The following is a 16506-nucleotide window of genomic DNA, read 5'->3' on the forward strand; positions in this document are numbered from 1 at the left end:
GAAGTGGTGTCGACCTTCCCGGCAGCGTGCCGGGAAGGTCTGATGGCAGCCGGGCCTAGACCCGGTCAAACAGCCTATTTCTTGGCTTCAGCCCAGCTCTTGACGAGCTCGTCATAGTTGACGGTGACGGGCTTTTCCTTCTCGTTCTCGATCTTCAGCTGCGGAGCGAGGTTGCCCTTCTTCACCGCATCCGCGTTCCAGTAAGCGAGATCATGTTCCTCGGCGAGTTTCGGACCGATGTCGCCCTGGACCTTGGCGCGTTCGAGGCGCTGCAGCACCTTTTCCTGCTCGGAGCAAAGCGAGTCCATTGCTCCCTGCGCGGTCTTTGCGCCTGACGAAGCGTCACCGATCGCCTGCCACCAGAGCTGCGCGAGCTTCGGATAGTCGGGAACGTTCGTACCGGTCGGCGACCACTGCAGACGGGCAGGCGAACGGTAGAACTCGATCAGGCCGCCGAGCTTCGGCGCACGATCGGTGAAGGACTTGTGGTCCAGCGTCGACTGGCGGATGAAGGTCAGGCCCATGTGGCTCTTCTTCACGTCGACAGTCTTTGACGTGACGAACTGGGCATAGAGCCAGGCCGCCTTGGCACGATCGTCAGGCGTGGACTTCATCAGCGTCCAGGAACCGGCATCCTGATAGCCGAGCTTCATGCCGTCCTTCCAGTAGACGCCATGCGGGCTCGGTGCGAAACGCCATTTCGGCGTGCCGTCCGCATTGACGACCGGCAGGCCTTCCTTGACGAAGTCGGCGGTGAAGGCCGTGTAGGTGAACATCTGCTGGGCGATTTCGCCCTGCGAGGGGACCGGGCCGGATTCGGAGAAGGTCATGCCTTGAGCGGCGGCCGGTGCATAGGCCTTCATCCAGTCCAGATATTTCTGGATGGAATAGACCGCTGCGGGGCCGTTGGTATCGCCGCCACGCGCGACGCAGGAGCCGACGGGCCGCGAGTTTTCATCGACCTTGATGCCCCATTCGTCGACCGGCTTGCCGTTCGGGATGCCCCTGTCGCCATTGCCGGCCATGGAGAGCCAGGCGTCGGTGAAGCGCCAGCCCAGCGACGGGTCCTTCTTGCCGTAGTCCATGTGGCCATAGACCTTCTTGCCGTCGACGTCGCGACCGGTGAAGAACTCGGCAATGTCCTCATAGGCCGACCAGTTGACCGGCACGCCGAGATCGTAGCCGTACTTCGCCTTGAAGTCCGCCTTGTTCTTCTCGTCGTTGAACCAGTCGTAGCGGAACCAGTAAAGGTTTGCGAACTGCTGGTCGGGCAGCTGATAGAGCTTGCCGTCCGGCGCCGTGGTGAAGGACTTGCCGATGAAGTCGTCGATGTCGAGGCCAGGATTGGTGACATCCTTGCCTTCGTTGGCCATCCAGTCGGTCAGGCTGCGGGCCTGCTGATAGCGCCAATGGGTGCCGATCAGGTCCGAGTCGTTGATATAGGCGTCATAGATATTTTCGCCCGACTGCATCTGCGTCTGCAGCTTTTCAACGACGTCACCCTCGCCGATCAGGTCGTGAGTGATCTTGATGCCGGTAATCGCGGTGAAGGCCGGGGCCAGCACCTTCGATTCATATTCATGTGTGGTAATCGTTTCCGAAACCACCTTGATGTCCATGCCGGCGAAAGGCTTGGCAGCGTCTATGAACCACTGCATTTCCTTTTCCTGGTCGGCGCGCGCAAGCGTCGAAACGTCGCCGATCTCCTTGTCGAGGAAGGCTTTTGCCTCATCCATGCCGGCATAAGCGGAGCCCGCCATAGCCAGCAAAATGCCTGCTGTCGTCGTTAGTAGATGCCGTCGCATAATATCCTCCCAGGGTTTGCGATTGCAGTTCTCACGTCTCAGGCGGCCAGTACCCCCGGCCTCCGTATCACCTTGGAATCACACGTAACGGAACACGCCGATGGCGTAGATCACGGAAATGCCAAGAGCCCACCACAGGTTGGGTCCGATGAGACCCAGCCATGCAAGATGAATGAATGCTGCGCCAAGCAGCGAAATGAACAGCCGGTCGCCGCGCGTCGTCTCGAAACGAAGCAAGCCAACGCGCGGCGTGCCGCCCGGCGAAAAATATTCCCAGACGCTCATGCCGATCAGCAGCATAAGGATCGTCAGGAAGAAGAGCGCCGTCGGTAGCGTCCAGGCCATCCAGGAAAAGCTCATGTCCGGTCCTCCTCAGACGCGGCCCAGGGCAAAGCCCTTGGCGATGTAGTTGCGAACGAAATAGATGACGAGGGCGCCCGGAATGATGGTCAGCACGCCGGCCGCCGCCAGCACACCCCAGTCCATGCCGGCCGCCGACACCGTGCGCGTCATGATCGCCGAGATCGGCTTTGCCGCCGTCGTCGTCAGCGTGCGGGCGAGCAGCAGCTCGACCCACGAGAACATGAAGCAGAAGAAGGCAGCGACGCCGACGCCGCTTGCAATCAGCGGCATGAAGATCTTCACGAAGAAGCGCGGGAACGAATAGCCGTCGATATAGGCGGTCTCGTCGATCTCTTTCGGCACGCCCGACATGAAACCTTCGAGGATCCAGACCGCCAGCGGCACGTTGAAGAGGCAGTGCGCCAGCGCCACGGCAATATGCGTGTCGATCAGGCCGAAAGCCGAATAGAGCTGGAAGAAGGGCAGTGCGAAGACCGCCGGCGGCGCCATGCGATTGGTCAAGAGCCAGAAGAACAGGTGCTTGTCGCCGAGGAAGCGGTAACGCGAGAAGGCATAGGCGGCCGGCAGCGCTGCGGCAACCGAGATCACCGTGTTCATCACCACGTAGATAATGGAATTGATGTAGCCATTGTACCAGGACGGGTCGGTGAAGATGACCGCATAGTTGCGCAGCGTCGGGTTTGTCGGCCACAGCGAGAAGGCGCCGGTGATCTCGGCATTTTCCTTGAAGCTCATATTGACGAGCCAGTAGATCGGCAGGATCAGGAAGATGATGTAGACCGTCGGAACAAGCCAGGAAAGGCTGCCTGCGGGTTTGTATTTGCTGGTCATGTCTGCGCCCTCCTTCAGCCGTTCGCGTCGCCGCTGGTCATCACGGTGTAGAACACCCAGGAGAGCAGCAGGATGATGAGGAAGTAGATGATCGACATGGCTGCCGCCGGACCGAGATCGAACTGGCCGACCGCCATCTTCACCAGATCGATGGAGAGGAAGGTCGTCGAGTTGCCGGGGCCGCCGCCGGTGACGACGAAGGGTTCGGTATAGATCATGAAACTGTCCATGAAGCGCAACAGCACGGCGATCAAAAGCACACGCTTCATCTTCGGCAACTGGATGTAGCGGAAGACGGACCAGCGCGAAGCGCCGTCGATCTTGGCGGCCTGATAATAGGCATCCGGGATCGAAACGAGACCGGCATAGCAGAGCAGCACGACGAGGCTCGTCCAATGCCAGACGTCCATGATGATGACAGTCACCCAGGCATCGACCGGATCGCGCACATAGTTGTAGTCGAGGCCCATCGCTTCCAGCGTATGGCCGAGCAGGCCGATATCGACACGGCCGAAGACCTGCCAGATCGTGCCGACGACGTTCCACGGAATGAGCAGCGGCAACGCCATCAAGACGAGGCAGACAGGAACGCCCGGCCCGGATTTCGGCATGTTGAGCGCGATGAAGATGCCGAGCGGAATCTGCAGCGCCAGAATGATGAAGGAGAAGAGCAGGTTGCGCTGCAATGCGTCCCAGAACCGGTCGGAATGCAGGGTCTGGACGAACCAGTCGGTGCCGGCCCAGAAGAACTCGTTGTTGCCGAACGTATCCTGTACCGAATAGTTGACGACTGTCATCAGCGGGATGACGGCCGAAAACGCCACGAGCAGCAGCACCGGCAGGACCAGAAACCAGGCTTTGTTGTTCCACGTCTTCTGCATGGTCAGGCCTCCCTGCCGACGCGCCAGCTGTCGGCGTAAATGCTGATGGCCGCGGGATCAAAGCTGACCCGGGCGTCATCGGGAATTTCAGAATCCTCGGGCAAGACGATCGCAATCGGTTGGCCAGCGAAGCGGGCGCGCACGATCTTCTGCCGGCCGATATCCTCGACCTTGCTGACGGAGACCGGCATGCCTTCCCGTCCAAGACGGATGAATTCCGGGCGGATGCCAAGCTCGGTCTTCGCGGCGCGCTCGGTTTTCGGCGCGTAGTTCAGCGTCAGCGTCTGGTCTCCTACCCTGACGGTGTTGCCGTCGATCTTTGCCGGCATTACGTTCATGCCGGGCGAGCCGATGAAATAGCCGACGAAGGTGTGGCTTGGCCGCTCGAAGAGTTCGGCCGGCGTACCGATCTGGACGATCTGGCCGTCATACATGACGACAACCTTCTCGGCGAAGGTCAGTGCCTCGGTCTGGTCATGGGTGACATAGACCATGGTGAAGCCGAACTGCTTGTGCAGCCGTTTCAGCTGCGAGCGCAGCACCCATTTCATATGCGGATCGATGACGGTCAGCGGCTCGTCGAACAGGATGGCGTTGACGTCGTTGCGCACCAGACCGCGCCCAAGCGAGATCTTCTGCTTCTGGTCGGCCGTCAGCCCCTGCGCCTTGCGTCGCGCCCAGCCGGCGAGATCGATCATCTCGAGAATGTCGCGCACGCGCCGGTCGACATCCGCCTCGGCCACGCCGCGGTTGCGCAGCGGAAAGGCAAGATTGTCGTAAACCGTCATCGTGTCGTAGATGACCGGAAACTGGAAGACCTGCGCGATGTTGCGGCTCTGGGTCGAAAGGTCAGTGACATCCTTGCCGTCGAACAGGATGCGGCCGTGCGACGGCTGCAGCAGGCCCGAGATGATATTGAGCAGCGTGGTCTTGCCGCAGCCGGAGGGACCGAGAAGCGCATAGGCGCCGCCATCGTTCCACTCGTGGTCGACTTCCTTCAGCGAATAATCTTTTTCCGTCTTCGGGTTGGGACCGTAGGCGTGGCGGATATGGTCGAGCGTGATACGTGCCATTGTGCTCTCCTAAACCTTTGCGACCGTGGCGATGGCGCGCCCGTCGGTGCCGAAGGCCATCAGGTGGCGCATGTCGAGAAAGGCCTCGATGTCCATATCCGGATCGATGTCATGAATGCCATGCGCCAGCATCACCCAGCGCACGCCGTCATAGTCCAGATGAACGAAGCTCTCCGAACCGGTGATTTCGGAGACCAGCGTGCGCGCCTGCAGGCGGGCCGCATCGCCGGTCTGCGGCGTAAGGCCAAGATGGTGCGGATGAAAGGCGATGGTGACAGGCCCGTCCGGCACGGTGGAAAGATGGGCCGGAACCGGAAGCGAGCCCCCGCCTGGGCGCACAAAGACATGACCTGATTTGGTGACCTCGATGGCGTTCAGCGGCGGATCGGCAAAAATGCCGGCGGTGGCAAGATCGACAGGCCGGCGATAGACCTCGATCGTAGGCCCGAACTGCGTGACCCGGCCAGCGTTCAGCGTTGCCGTGTTGCCACCGAGCAGCAGCGCCTCGGAAGGCTCGGTCGTGGCATAAACGAAGATCGCACCCGACTGGGCAAAGATCTTCGGCAGTTCCTCACGCAATTCCTCGCGCAGCTTGTAGTCGAGATTGGCAAGCGGCTCATCCATCAGCACGAGGCTGGCATTCTTGACGAGGGCGCGTGCAAGGGCAGTGCGCTGCTGCTGGCCGCCGGAGAGATTGAGCGGCGTGCGATCGAGATAAGGCGTCAGTTTCAGGAGTTCGGCCGCCTTGCGCACGTCGCGGTCGACCGTGGCGCCATCCTTGCCGGAAATGCGCATCGGCGAGGCGATGTTCTCATAGACGGTCAATGCCGGATAGTTGATGAACTGCTGGTAGACCATGGCAACGTTGCGCTTCTGCACCGGCATGCCGGTGACATCGGCGCCGTCGAAATACACAGAGCCTTCGGTCGGCCGGTCAAGCCCCGCCATCAGCCGCATCAGCGACGTCTTGCCCGACAGGGTTGGCCCGAGCAGGACATTCAGCGTGCCCCGCTCGAGAACCAGATCGGTCGGATAGATATGATAGTCCGCGCCGACCATCTTGGCGGCGTTTCGCAGCTCCAGCATTCCGATTCCCGTGCCTCCTCGCAACGGCGACCACACGCCACCTTATCCGGCCATCTGTGCCGGCATGGCAGCCATGTACTCCTCCAGTGATCTCGCCTGCTCCTTCGAAAGACGCAGGCCATCCTTTGTTCTCCGCCAGAGCACGTCTTGCGCGTTTCTGGCCCATTCCTGTTCGATGAGGTAGCGCACCTCTGCCTCGTAGAGATCGGATCCGAACAGCCTGCCGAGATCGTCGATCTTTGCGGCATTGCCGAGAAGCGTGGCAGCCTTGGTGCCGTAGCGGCGGACCAGCCGGCGGGCATGGGGCTCGGCCAGGAACGGATAGCGCGCCTTGAGTTTCGTGACTTCGCCCTCATAGCCTTGCACCGCAAAGTCGCCGCCCGGCAGATGGCTGCCCGCCGTCCACGGCCTGCCCTTGACGCCGATCGCTTCCCCGATCTTTTCCAGCGCATGTTCCGACAGCCGCCGGTAGGTGGTGAGCTTGCCGCCGAAGACATTGAGAAGCGGGGCTTCCCCTGCCTTGCCCTCGACCTTCAAAACATAATCGCGCGTCGCTTCCTGCGCCTTGGAGGCCCCGTCGTCGAAGAGCGGCCGCACCGCCGAATAGGTCCAGACGATATCGTCGGGTCTCACCGGCTCCTTGAAATATTCCGAGGCCGCATTGCAGAGATAGAGCGTCTCCTCCTCGGAAATCTTCACGTCCTTCGGATCGGCGGTGTAGTCGCGGTCGGTGGTGCCGATCAGCGTGAAGTCGGTCTCATAGGGAATGGCGAAGATAATGCGGTTGTCGGGGTTCTGGAAGAAATAGGCGCGCGGTCCCTCGAACTTCTTCCTGACGATGATGTGGCTGCCCTGCACGAGGCGCACATGGTGGGCCTCGTTATGGCCGAAGGCGGAGCGGATGACATGATCGACCCAGGGACCGGCGGCATTGATCAGCATGCGGGCCTGATGCCGCTCGCTCGTGCCCGTCACCGTGTTGATCGTCTCGATCGTCCAGATGCCACCTTCCTGGGTACCCTTCTCTTGCCTGGCCGACACCACCTTGGTGCGCGGCATGATCAGCGCCCCCTTGTCGGCGGCATCGCGGGCATTGAGCACCACCATGCGGGCATCGTCGACCCAGCCGTCGGAATATTCGAAGGCTTTGGTGAAGAGCGCCTTCAGCGGCTTGGCGGCCGGATCGGTACGCATGTTCAAGACCGCCGTCGGCGGCAAGAGCTTGCGGCCACCGAGATGGTCATAGAGGAACAGGCCGAGGCGGATCATCCAGGCGGGTCGGATGCCCCCCCGGTGATAGGGCAGCACGAAGCGCAGCGGCCAGATGATGTGCGGGGCCATGGCCCATAGGATCTCGCGCTCCATCAGCGATTCCCGCACCAGGCGGAACTCGTAATGTTCGAGATAACGCAACCCGCCATGGATGAGCTTGGTCGCACCCGACGAGGTGCCGGAGGCGAAATCGTTCATCTCGGCAAGCGCGACCGTATAACCACGACCCACCGCATCGCGCGCAATGCCGCAGCCGTTGATCCCGCCCCCAATGACGAAAATATCGTGGATACGGCCCATGTTCCCCCTCGTTGCACCAGGACAGCGCAACGATTCCCCAAACCATTACGAAAGTAAGGATGATTAAATCGAAAATTTTTCGAATGTCAAACGAATGTTTTCCGCCGCAAGAATCAGCGATTTGCTTTCGCCGCTTCGATCAGCACGACGCCGCTCTGTTGACAGATATTGCGGATGGAAGGTGAATCGCATTGGTCGGTGATGAAGGTATGGACCTGCGAAATCTGGCCGATCCGCACTGGCGCGGTACGCTCGAACTTGGTCGAGTCAGCAACCAGGATGACATGCCTTGCATTGGCGATGATCGCTTGCGCAACCTTCACCTCGCGAAAATCGTAATCAAGAAGCGCGCCATCCGGATCGATCGCCGACGCGCCGATCACGGCATAATCGACCTTGAACTGGCGGATGAAATCGACGGCCGCTTCGCCGACGATGCCGCCATCGGACTGGCGCACGACACCGCCCGCAATCACCACCTCAATATGGTCGATTAGCCGTAATCTATTGGCAACATTGATATTATTGGTGATCACCATCAATTCGTGATGATCGGAGAGCGCTTCGCCCACGGCTTCCGTCGTCGTGCCGATATTGATGAAGAGCGAACTGTTGTTGGGAATAAGATCGGCTGCGGCAATGCCGATCGCCTGTTTTTCGCTCGCGGCGATCTGGCGCCTTGCGTCGTAACGGACGTTTTCCGTGCCGCGTGGGAAGGTTGCGCCGCCGTGAATACGCGTCAGGAGCTGCGCATCGCAAAGATCGTTCAGATCCTTGCGGATCGTTTGCGGTGTCACGGCAAACTGCGTTGCCAGATCATCGACCAGCACCCGGCCCGACGTTTTCGCAAGCGCGACGATCTTCCCCTGACGATCCGATAGAAACATGCGCGCCCTCCCTTCGTTTCGCTTTCATCTTTAGCGAAACTTCGGTTCGAGGCAAAGCAATCGCTGCTGGTGCGATCCTTGAGGGTAATCTCACCGTGCGATCAATTTGAATATGATCGAGTGCTGAAATCCCTTTGGATATTGCAAAGCCCGCCCCGCCTCTGCCTTGTTGCATGCTTAATGTGACGTGCGATTCGCGGACCGCGACGGGCGGAGCACGCACGAGGGACAAAAGGAGAGTTCGATGACAGACGCCAAGAGCGGCATTACGGGACTACGGCCGCAGATTACGGTGATTGGCGTCGGTGGCGGCGGCGGAAACGCGATCAACAACATGATCGCCGAGAAACTGGCGGGTGTCGACTTCATCGCCGCCAATACGGATGCCCAGGTGCTGGCAACCTCCAAGGCATCGCGCCGCATCCAGCTCGGTGCCCATGTGACGGAAGGCCTCGGCGCCGGTTCCCTGCCGGAGGTCGGCCAGGCCGCCGCCGAGGAATCGCTCGACGAGATCATGGATCACCTGAGCGGCTCGCATATGTGTTTCGTCACCGCCGGTATGGGCGGCGGTACGGGCACCGGTGCGGCGCCCGTCATTGCGCATGCGGCCCGTTCGGCCGGTATCCTCACGGTCGGCGTCGTCACCAAGCCCTTCACCTTTGAAGGCAATCGCCGCATGAAGATGGCCGAAGCCGGCATCGAGGCGCTGCGCCAGGCGGCCGATACCGTCATCGTCATTCCGAACCAGAATCTTTTCCGCATTGCGGACGCCAAGACCACCTTCGCCGATGCCTTCATGACGGCAGACCGCGTGCTCTATTCCGGCGTGGGCTGCATCACTGACTTGATCGTCAAGGAAGGCCTGATCAACCTCGATTTCGCCGATGTGAAATCCGTCATGCGCGGTATGGGCCGGGCGATGATGGGTACGGGCGAGGCTGAGGGCGAGGCCCGCGCGATGAAGGCTGCCGAAGCTGCGATCGCCAACCCGTTGCTCGACGATATCTCGATGAAGGGCGCCAAGGGCGTGCTGATCTCGATCTCCGGCGGCTCGGACATGACGCTGTTCGAAGTTGACGAGGCCGCCAGCCGCATTCGCGACGAAGTGCAGGACGACGCCGAAATCGTCGTCGGCGCGATCTTCGACCGCAGCCTGGACGGCCGGTTCCGCGTCTCGGTCGTTGCAACCGGCCTTGACGGCGCCGGCCAGGCGGCGGCCGTGCCGGACTATGCGCCGGGACATGTGCAGACCCGCACGCTGCAGTAAGGCGCCGGCTCGAGCGAAAATTGGAAGCTCGTCAAGATGCGTGTGAAGCAGGTCTAGATGAACACTTCCATTGCCTCGTCAGCGGCCCTTATTCCGCTCTCCCAGGCGCCATGCGCTGTCGAAAAGTCGGATTGGTGGGTCGCTTCGCCGGCAAAGAACAGCCGGTTGCCGACCGGGCGCGCGAGCACCAGTCGCGCGCTGGCATGGCCGGGAAGCGCGTGGCTGTAGGAACCGCGAATCCAATCCATGTGGCACCAGGCGGACGCTGCGAAGGGCCGCAGGTGGCGGCGGATGTTGTTTCCAAGAAGTGACGACAGCTGGTCGAGCGCAAAGGCGAAGGCGTCGAGAAGACCGGCCCGTTCGATGACGACGGCGCCCTTTCCGCCGAAGAACCCTTCGACGACCGGGCGACCGAGCGGCCTTATGTAATAGCTGCCGGTCTCGGCATTCCTGGCATCGCCGAGCAGATGGGTTTCCGGTTCGAGGCCATGATTGCCGCTGAGCTCCATGAACAGCTTGTCGGCAAGACCGAGCGGCAGCTGGCCTGCGGCATGCAGGTGATCGTCGACATCAGGATCAAAGGCGATGGTGCCGCGGGAAAGAACATTGGTCGAGACCGTGACGATCGCGGCTCCCGCAGTCACCGGGCCGCGGTCGGTTTCCAGCCTGACACCTTCGCCGGTCAGCGCGACACGGCGCACCGGTGTCGAAAGCCGCAGCGTCACGTCGGGGACGGCGGCGCCGATCAGGCTTCCATAGCCTTCATGCACTCGCCAGTTGGCATTGGTCGCGGCATTGTCGTAAGCGAGGAAATCGGCAACAGACAGCCGCTCCAGCGGCGCGCCGTTCAGATAGCCGCTCAGCGACTGGCAATAGGCGTTCCACTCGCCATTGGGCTCCAGCGCGTCAGAGGCGCGGTCGCTTGGCGGCGGATTGGCCCGCAGCCGCGCTTCGAGCGCCTCCCAGGCGGCAGCGGCAGCCGCCCGTTCATCCGGCGAAAAGCCGAGATCACGCCACTGGCTCTGCCAGGCCGTCGGTCCGCGCTCGATCGTGAAGCCCGCATCCCGGCCGATGGCAACGAGTGGATTGCGCTCTGCCGAGTGCAGCCAGCCGCAGCCCATATCGAGCGGCATGCCTGACAGTTCGATCGTCCAGGCCCGGCCGCCGACGCGGTTGCTGGCCTCGAGAATGACGACCGAGTGTCCGGCCTCAGCCAGTTTTCGTGCCGCGGCAATGCCTGCTGCACCGGCGCCGATAACGGCCACATCGTAGTCCATCGTCACCGTCTCGCTCCGCGCTTCGTCATCACCTTGATAGGCTTAAGTTTTACATGCGAGCCGTACCCGCTTCAATGCGCCCGAAAGCCTGCTACTATGCCGACATGACCTTCTTCGAAACACTCGTTGCCCTGCTCGCCGTCGCCATCCTGCTCCTGCAGATCACCCGGCGCATGCACCTGCCCTATCCCGGCATTCTGGCTGCCGCCGGTGTCGGTGTGGCGATGTTGCCGGGGGCGCCTGTCATCCCGATCGATCCGCCGACGGCGCTTGCTCTGTTCATCGCTCCGGTCTTGGTCGACTCCGCCTATGACTTCCCGATGGGCGCGGCGCGGCGCATGCTGCTGCCGCTGATCTTCTATGCCGTCATTGCCGTTCTGGTCACGACAGGCGTCGTCGTGTCGATCAGCATGCTGACCGTCGGCCTGCCGATCGCAGTAGCCGTCACGCTCGGCGCCATTGTTGCGCCGCCCGATGCTGCTGCAGCGACCGCCGTGCTTTCCAATCTGCCGGTCGATCGCCGTGTCGATGCACTTCTCAAGGGTGAAAGCCTGTTCAACGACGCGACGGCGCTGCTGCTGTTCGGAGCAGCACTCACGGTCCAGGCGCGCGGCGGGCTCGATAGCGCGACCGCACTTCAGATCGGCTTTGCTGCACCCGGCGGCATTCTGTTCGGCATTGTCTTCGGCTTCTTCGTCTCACGGCTTCGGCCAATCACCGAGAATACGGTCGGCGGCACGCTGCTTCAGTTCGTCTATGCCTTTTCGACCTGGCTGATCGCCGAGCATCTGCACCTCTCTGCCGTGCTGGCAACGGTTGCGAGCGCCATGACAATCGCCATGCTGTCGACGGTCGACGATTCCCCGCGCATGCGGGTGCATTCCTTCGCCGTGTGGACGACCGTCGTTTTCCTGCTGAACGTCGTCGCCTTCCTGCTCATGGGCCTGCAGGCCCGCAGCATCCTGGAATCCATGTCCGCTGGCGAGCTCGAGCGAGCGCTCGGTTTTGCAGCCATCGTTGTGGTCGCTGTGATCCTTACACGTCTGGCGATGGCTTTCCTGCTGCACGCATACGTCATCTCACGCCACCGGCGCGGCAAGCTGCTGTCGCCTTTCAGGCATGGGGAGACCTTTCTGGTCGGCTGGTCCGGCATGCGCGGCCTCGTGACGCTCGCTACCGCCTTTGCCCTGCCTGCCGATTTTCCTGAACGGGACCTCGTCGTGCTGACGGCTTTTGCCGTGGTACTGGCAACGCTCGTCATCCAGGGAGCGACACTCGCCCCGATGATCCATTTCCTGAAACTTGGGCGGCAGGCGCAAGTTCAAGACGAACTGGAAGCCGCAAGGCGCTCGCTTGCCGAAGCTGCATTTGAGCGGCTGGAGAAGGAAGGTGGCGCCGAGGCGGAGGCCATCCGAACGATCTGCAAGGATCACTGGACGGTGCCCTCGGAGGCCGGCGAGACCTCTCCGCTCGTACGCCGCCGCAAGCTGACGATCGCCGCCGTGATCGCTCAGCGACAACGCCTCGAGGAATTGCGCGACAAGGATAAGATCGGCGCGACGCAGTATCTCGAATTGCAGGAAGACCTCGACTGGAAGCAGCTCTCGGTCGGCTCCGATGAGGATCGGCGCATTACCGAGAGCTAAGGGTAGCCTGCAGACAAGGGGCGACCGTTGCAGCCGCCCCCAATGCTGCAGCCGATCCCCGTCAATGTCCGCAGCAACTGCCGCTGGCCTTGTCCCCCTGATCGGAAGCGACCGAGCCGTGGTTGTCACGGCTGTGCTCATTGCGGGCAGCGGGGAGGTTCATGGCGATGTTGCTGTCGAAGAAACCATTCGGCTTCAGGGTAAAGCCTGCATATTCCACCGGCATGATCGGAAAATCCTCCGGTTTGCACACATGCGTATGCCCGAAAGAATGCCAGAGCACGATATCGGCGTTTTCGATATTCCGGTTGTTCTCGACATATTTCGGCAGGCCGTCCCCACCTGCATGCACATTCGGATAGTCGCCGGACGCATATTTTTCCTTCGCGTCGAAAGCCGTCACCCAGATGTGCTTCTTGGCAAAGCCGCCGCGCTGAGCAACCGTCGATCCGTCCTGGGCGAGCATCAGGGGACTTGGCATGACCACCATTTTATAGCCGGGCGCATTGCCCACGGAATTACGCTCGTTGGGGTTCTGGACCTTCCAATACCGGCCGGTCTCGCCATTGGCGACGGCGGGACTGTCGAGCTCCCGTTTCAAGATCTTCGTCTTCGTATCGAAGACATTGCCGTAGGGATTGTCCTCTCCCCATGGGCGTGGCTGGAACTCATGCTCAGTGACGGTGTTCCCGCCGCCATCGATATCCATGTGCAGGCGCGCATTGAAGAAATGCTGGTGGGTCGGGCCACCGAGATTGTCGTCGACCATTCCACCCCAGGCATATTTCTGGCCGCCTGCCACAGCCGCGGTCTGAATAATGCCGGTCAGCTTTGCCTCGAGCTGGATGGTGCCGTCCTGATAGAGATACCAGTAGAAGCCATAGTCATAATTGCCGACCGTCGCGAAGAAGGAGATGACGAGACGGCGGGATCTCCTCACTTCGAAAATGCCGTTTCTGAACTCGTAGTGCTTCCAGAGGATCCCAAAATCCTCTTCATGCATGCAGACGGCGTTCTTCATGATCACCGGCTGGCCGAAATCATCGGCCGACGGAATATCGAAATAGTGTATCTGGCCAAGGCAATCGCAGCCGAGCTCAAGGCTGTTGGCGAGCCGTCCCAGCCCATATTCTCCGGCGTCGAAAGCGCTCTTCCAATAGTGGTTGGCGGTCGGATCGGCATAGGGCACGACCATTTCGGTCACCGAGGCACGAAAGATCACGGGACGAAGCTTGCCGCCGTTTTTAATCCCAAGCTCATGCAGGACGAGACCTTCGCGGGGCGTAAAACCGACGCGAAACAACCAATCCTGCCATTGCACCGTCCAGCCGTCGACCGAGAAGCTCGGTCCCTGCGGCTGCACGATGTTGAGCGGCTTTACATCCTGGCGGACGTCGGGAAAGGACTCCTGTCCGTAATTCCGCTTCTTCCTCGGCACCGGAATGACGGTCTCGTCGTCGACAAGATCGACCACTTTATTGCTGATCAGGTCGACAACCGCAACGACCCCTTCGATCGGATGGGCATAGCCGTTGTCGCGGATATCCTCGCGCCAATAGGAGACGGCGCGAACGATGCGGGCGCCCTTTTCAAACTCCCGTCCGAAAAAACCCGAGGAAAACGGGTCGATCTGGACGAGCGGAATATCTTCCTCGGTGATACCGCGCTTCTTGACCGCAGCAATCCAGCGCGGGTCCGATTTGACTGTGGCCTCAACGGTCTCGAACTCGCAAAGCATGACCGGCGGCTGCCCATAAGGCGCTGATTCAAGCAGCAGCCTCTTGTGCTCGACGACAGTTTTTTTTGACAGCTCGACGATCGATTCATGAACCTCGCCCGAGCTGGAATCCAGCGACAGGACAAATGCCAGCCGGGGAAGCTTCCTTCCTTCGCGATGCATGGCCATGTCGGATTTTGTCGGCTCCTCTAGGCGAATGATCGGGAAGCGGATCGATTGCGGCAGTTGCTTTTCGTCCTTCAGAATTGCGACTGCTTCCGAGATCTCGGTCAGGCTCAGCGGGTCGAGCGGATAGGCGAGCGTTTCTACAACGGCGTCCATTGTCAGTCCTTCATGTGCTTTGGGTGGTGGACAGTGCGCATCCGGCTGCGCACTGGGAGGCTCAGCGTCAGCGGCCGGCGCAGATGTCCATTTCGGGCGTGCGATCGCCATGGATGCAGAAGACAGAACAAAATGCGTGTGCTTCTGCCGCCACCAGGATTGTGACTGTCGTCAAAGCCATCAAGATGATCAGCGACATCCGGTCGACGAGGGTCAAAGGTTGAAGTCTCGTCATTCGAATGCCTTCCCGAGCGAAGCATAGAGTTCAGGCTTCACGGTCCTGATGCGCACCGCAAAGGCCGCCCCGATCAGGCCGGTCAGCACCACCACCAGCGGGAAGGATTTCACGATCGCGCTTTCCGATCCCGACAGGAGCGGCAGGTTGATGATGACGAGGATGATTGAGCCGAGGATACCGAGCAGCGCCAGGAGCGGTGCCACCGTCGTGGTCCATAGACTGTAGCGACGCGGCAATCCCCAGAAGAACAGAACGATTGCCACGCAGACGAGGGCCTGGACAGCCAGGATCCCGAGAACGGCCAAAGCGGACATCCAGGAAAAGACGACCGTATAGGGATCGGCACCGGCTGCGACGAAGCAGACAAGCGCGAGGGCGGCAGAGGCGCTCTGGACGGTACCCGCCATATAGGGCGAACCGTGGACCGGATGAACCTTGCCCAAAGCCCTGACCACCAGCCCTTCGCGCCCAAGCGCGTAGAAATACCGGTTCAGCGTGTTGTGGAAGGACAGAATGCAGGCAAAGAGGCTGGTGATCAGCAGGATATTCATCACCTGCGACGACCATTGTCCGAGGATGGTGTCTACAGCGACAAAATAGAAGCTTTCCAGGCCGCTGCCGGCCGTCGCCTGCACCTTCGAAGGGCCATAGAACTGCACGATGGCCCAGGTCGACAGCGCGTAGAAGACGGTGATCAGCAAAACGGCGGCATAGGTTGCGCGCGGGATCGTCTTTTCCGGGTTTTCCGCCTCTTCTCCGAAGATAGCGGTGGCCTCAAAGCCAATGAAGGAGCCAACCACAAAGACGAGCGCCACGCCGAGGCCCGGCGAAAACACGGTGGCCGGGCTGAAGGAGGAGAGGCTGAAACCTTCCGGCCCACCGCCGGTCAGCACAATGCCGATGTCGAGAAGCAGCAGGATTGCCACTTCAGCCAGCATGCAGATCCCGAGGATCGTGCCTGAAAAGGCAATGTTTCGCTGGCCGCAAAGATGGACGGCCACCAGCGCGGCAAAGGACCACGCCCACCATGGAAGTGCCACGATCGATGCCACGGCGCCGCTCATGAAGACACCGAACAATCCGTAGATGGCGATCTGTACCGACGAATAGGTCAGAAGCGCCATCAGCGCACCGCCGACACCGGCCGGCTTGCCGATGCCCTGCGTGATGTAGGTGTAGAAGGCGCCCGTCCCGCCGACATGCCGGCTCATCGCCGTGAAGCCGACCGAGAAGATGAGATACAGGATCCCCGCCAGGACGAAGGCACCCGGTACACCGGGTCCATTGCCGAACGCGAAAGCGGCGGGCGTGGCGCCGACAACGGCGGTGAGCGGCGCTGCTGCCGCCACGACGAAGAAGACGATATGGGCAAGGCCGACGGAGTTTTTCGCGAGGCGATCGGGAGGATTTCCCAAAATGGTGTGCGTTGTCATGAGAACCCCTGTTTTTGATTTTCATCAACACGGTAGCCACGACCGATTGGCCTCAAAATTGCAGTTCATGCCAATGAATCGATAATTT

14 protein-coding genes are annotated in these 16506 nt (G+C 60.9%); 2 read left to right on the top strand and 12 right to left on the bottom strand.

Going from position 1 to position 16506, the window contains the following annotated elements; all coding sequences use genetic code 11:
- Positions 1-74 precede the first annotated feature (74 nt).
- From FHT87_RS06010 to FHT87_RS06045, 8 genes are all read right to left on the bottom strand, one after another.
- The gene (locus tag FHT87_RS06010; RefSeq protein ID WP_183800219.1) at positions 75-1805 is read right to left on the bottom strand and encodes an ABC transporter substrate-binding protein; all 1731 of its coding nucleotides are present in this window, start codon (positions 1803-1805) and stop codon (positions 75-77) included.
- 78 nt (positions 1806-1883) lie between these two features.
- Entirely contained in the window at positions 1884-2165 is a 282-nt protein-coding gene (locus tag FHT87_RS06015) for a DUF2160 domain-containing protein (RefSeq protein ID WP_183726316.1), read from the bottom strand.
- 12 nt (positions 2166-2177) lie between these two features.
- Positions 2178-2999, bottom strand: coding sequence for a carbohydrate ABC transporter permease (locus FHT87_RS06020; protein WP_183800222.1), 822 nt, complete (start codon positions 2997-2999; stop codon positions 2178-2180).
- A 14-nt stretch (positions 3000-3013) separates the two neighbouring features.
- On the bottom strand, positions 3014-3880 hold the full coding sequence (locus tag FHT87_RS06025) for a sugar ABC transporter permease (RefSeq protein WP_183800226.1): 867 nt from the start codon (positions 3878-3880) through the stop codon (positions 3014-3016).
- Positions 3881-3882: 2 nt separating this feature from the next.
- Positions 3883-4953, bottom strand: a complete 1071-nt coding sequence (locus FHT87_RS06030; RefSeq protein ID WP_183726322.1) for an ABC transporter ATP-binding protein — start codon at positions 4951-4953, stop codon at positions 3883-3885.
- Positions 4954-4962: 9 nt separating this feature from the next.
- Positions 4963-6039: an ABC transporter ATP-binding protein gene (locus tag FHT87_RS06035; RefSeq protein ID WP_183726323.1), complete on the bottom strand. Its 1077-nt coding sequence runs from the start codon at positions 6037-6039 to the stop codon at positions 4963-4965.
- A 42-nt stretch (positions 6040-6081) separates the two neighbouring features.
- Positions 6082-7611, bottom strand: a complete 1530-nt coding sequence (gene glpD / locus FHT87_RS06040; protein WP_183800229.1) for a glycerol-3-phosphate dehydrogenase — start codon at positions 7609-7611, stop codon at positions 6082-6084.
- A gap of 113 nt (positions 7612-7724) precedes the next feature.
- On the bottom strand, positions 7725-8498 hold the full coding sequence (locus tag FHT87_RS06045) for a DeoR/GlpR family DNA-binding transcription regulator (RefSeq protein WP_183726326.1): 774 nt from the start codon (positions 8496-8498) through the stop codon (positions 7725-7727).
- Between the two features lie 244 nt (positions 8499-8742).
- Between FHT87_RS06045 and ftsZ the strand changes: the two genes are divergently transcribed.
- Positions 8743-9765 carry a cell division protein FtsZ gene (gene ftsZ / locus FHT87_RS06050; RefSeq protein WP_183726328.1) on the top strand — a complete coding sequence of 341 codons (1023 nt, stop codon included), beginning with the start codon at positions 8743-8745 and terminating at the stop codon, positions 9763-9765.
- A gap of 53 nt (positions 9766-9818) precedes the next feature.
- Here ftsZ and FHT87_RS06055 read toward each other — a convergent pair whose 3' ends face one another.
- Positions 9819-11042, bottom strand: coding sequence for an NAD(P)/FAD-dependent oxidoreductase (locus tag FHT87_RS06055; RefSeq protein ID WP_183801046.1), 1224 nt, complete (start codon positions 11040-11042; stop codon positions 9819-9821).
- Positions 11043-11146: 104 nt separating this feature from the next.
- On the opposite strand from FHT87_RS06055, the gene FHT87_RS06060 reads away from it, so the two are divergent.
- On the top strand, positions 11147-12688 hold the full coding sequence (locus tag FHT87_RS06060; protein ID WP_183727263.1) for a cation:proton antiporter: 1542 nt from the start codon (positions 11147-11149) through the stop codon (positions 12686-12688).
- A 61-nt stretch (positions 12689-12749) separates the two neighbouring features.
- Here FHT87_RS06060 and FHT87_RS06065 read toward each other — a convergent pair whose 3' ends face one another.
- From FHT87_RS06065 to FHT87_RS06075, 3 genes are all read right to left on the bottom strand, one after another.
- Positions 12750-14747: a primary-amine oxidase gene (locus tag FHT87_RS06065; RefSeq protein ID WP_183800232.1), complete on the bottom strand. Its 1998-nt coding sequence runs from the start codon at positions 14745-14747 to the stop codon at positions 12750-12752.
- Between the two features lie 67 nt (positions 14748-14814).
- On the bottom strand, positions 14815-14982 hold the full coding sequence (locus FHT87_RS06070) for a hypothetical protein (RefSeq protein ID WP_183800235.1): 168 nt from the start codon (positions 14980-14982) through the stop codon (positions 14815-14817).
- Complete coding sequence (locus tag FHT87_RS06075; RefSeq protein ID WP_183800238.1) at positions 14979-16418, bottom strand: APC family permease; 1440 nt, start codon at positions 16416-16418, stop codon at positions 14979-14981. The genes FHT87_RS06070 and FHT87_RS06075 overlap by 4 nt, the downstream gene beginning before the upstream one ends.
- Positions 16419-16506: the final 88 nt, after the last annotated feature.

This window comes from Rhizobium sp. BK316 (genome assembly GCF_014193695.1).
Taxonomy (GTDB): domain Bacteria; phylum Pseudomonadota; class Alphaproteobacteria; order Rhizobiales; family Rhizobiaceae; genus Rhizobium.

What these genes read in the sequence shown, in the direction of transcription:
- FHT87_RS06045 (WP_183726326.1), bottom strand. Translation starts at nt 8,498, where the DNA reads ATGTTTCTATCGGATCGTCAGGGGAAGATCGTCGCGCTTGCGAAAACG.
- FHT87_RS06015 (WP_183726316.1), bottom strand. Translation starts at nt 2,165, where the DNA reads ATGAGCTTTTCCTGGATGGCCTGGACGCTACCGACGGCGCTCTTCTTC.
- FHT87_RS06020 (WP_183800222.1), bottom strand. Translation starts at nt 2,999, where the DNA reads ATGACCAGCAAATACAAACCCGCAGGCAGCCTTTCCTGGCTTGTTCCG.
- FHT87_RS06060 (WP_183727263.1), top strand. Translation starts at nt 11,147, where the DNA reads ATGACCTTCTTCGAAACACTCGTTGCCCTGCTCGCCGTCGCCATCCTG.
- FHT87_RS06010 (WP_183800219.1), bottom strand. Translation starts at nt 1,805, where the DNA reads ATGCGACGGCATCTACTAACGACGACAGCAGGCATTTTGCTGGCTATG.
- FHT87_RS06055 (WP_183801046.1), bottom strand. Translation starts at nt 11,042, where the DNA reads ATGGACTACGATGTGGCCGTTATCGGCGCCGGTGCAGCAGGCATTGCC.
- FHT87_RS06065 (WP_183800232.1), bottom strand. Translation starts at nt 14,747, where the DNA reads ATGGACGCCGTTGTAGAAACGCTCGCCTATCCGCTCGACCCGCTGAGC.
- ftsZ (WP_183726328.1), top strand. Translation starts at nt 8,743, where the DNA reads ATGACAGACGCCAAGAGCGGCATTACGGGACTACGGCCGCAGATTACG.
- FHT87_RS06075 (WP_183800238.1), bottom strand. Translation starts at nt 16,418, where the DNA reads ATGACAACGCACACCATTTTGGGAAATCCTCCCGATCGCCTCGCGAAA.
- FHT87_RS06030 (WP_183726322.1), bottom strand. Translation starts at nt 4,953, where the DNA reads ATGGCACGTATCACGCTCGACCATATCCGCCACGCCTACGGTCCCAAC.
- FHT87_RS06025 (WP_183800226.1), bottom strand. Translation starts at nt 3,880, where the DNA reads ATGCAGAAGACGTGGAACAACAAAGCCTGGTTTCTGGTCCTGCCGGTG.
- FHT87_RS06070 (WP_183800235.1), bottom strand. Translation starts at nt 14,982, where the DNA reads ATGACGAGACTTCAACCTTTGACCCTCGTCGACCGGATGTCGCTGATC.
- glpD (WP_183800229.1), bottom strand. Translation starts at nt 7,611, where the DNA reads ATGGGCCGTATCCACGATATTTTCGTCATTGGGGGCGGGATCAACGGC.
- FHT87_RS06035 (WP_183726323.1), bottom strand. Translation starts at nt 6,039, where the DNA reads ATGCTGGAGCTGCGAAACGCCGCCAAGATGGTCGGCGCGGACTATCAT.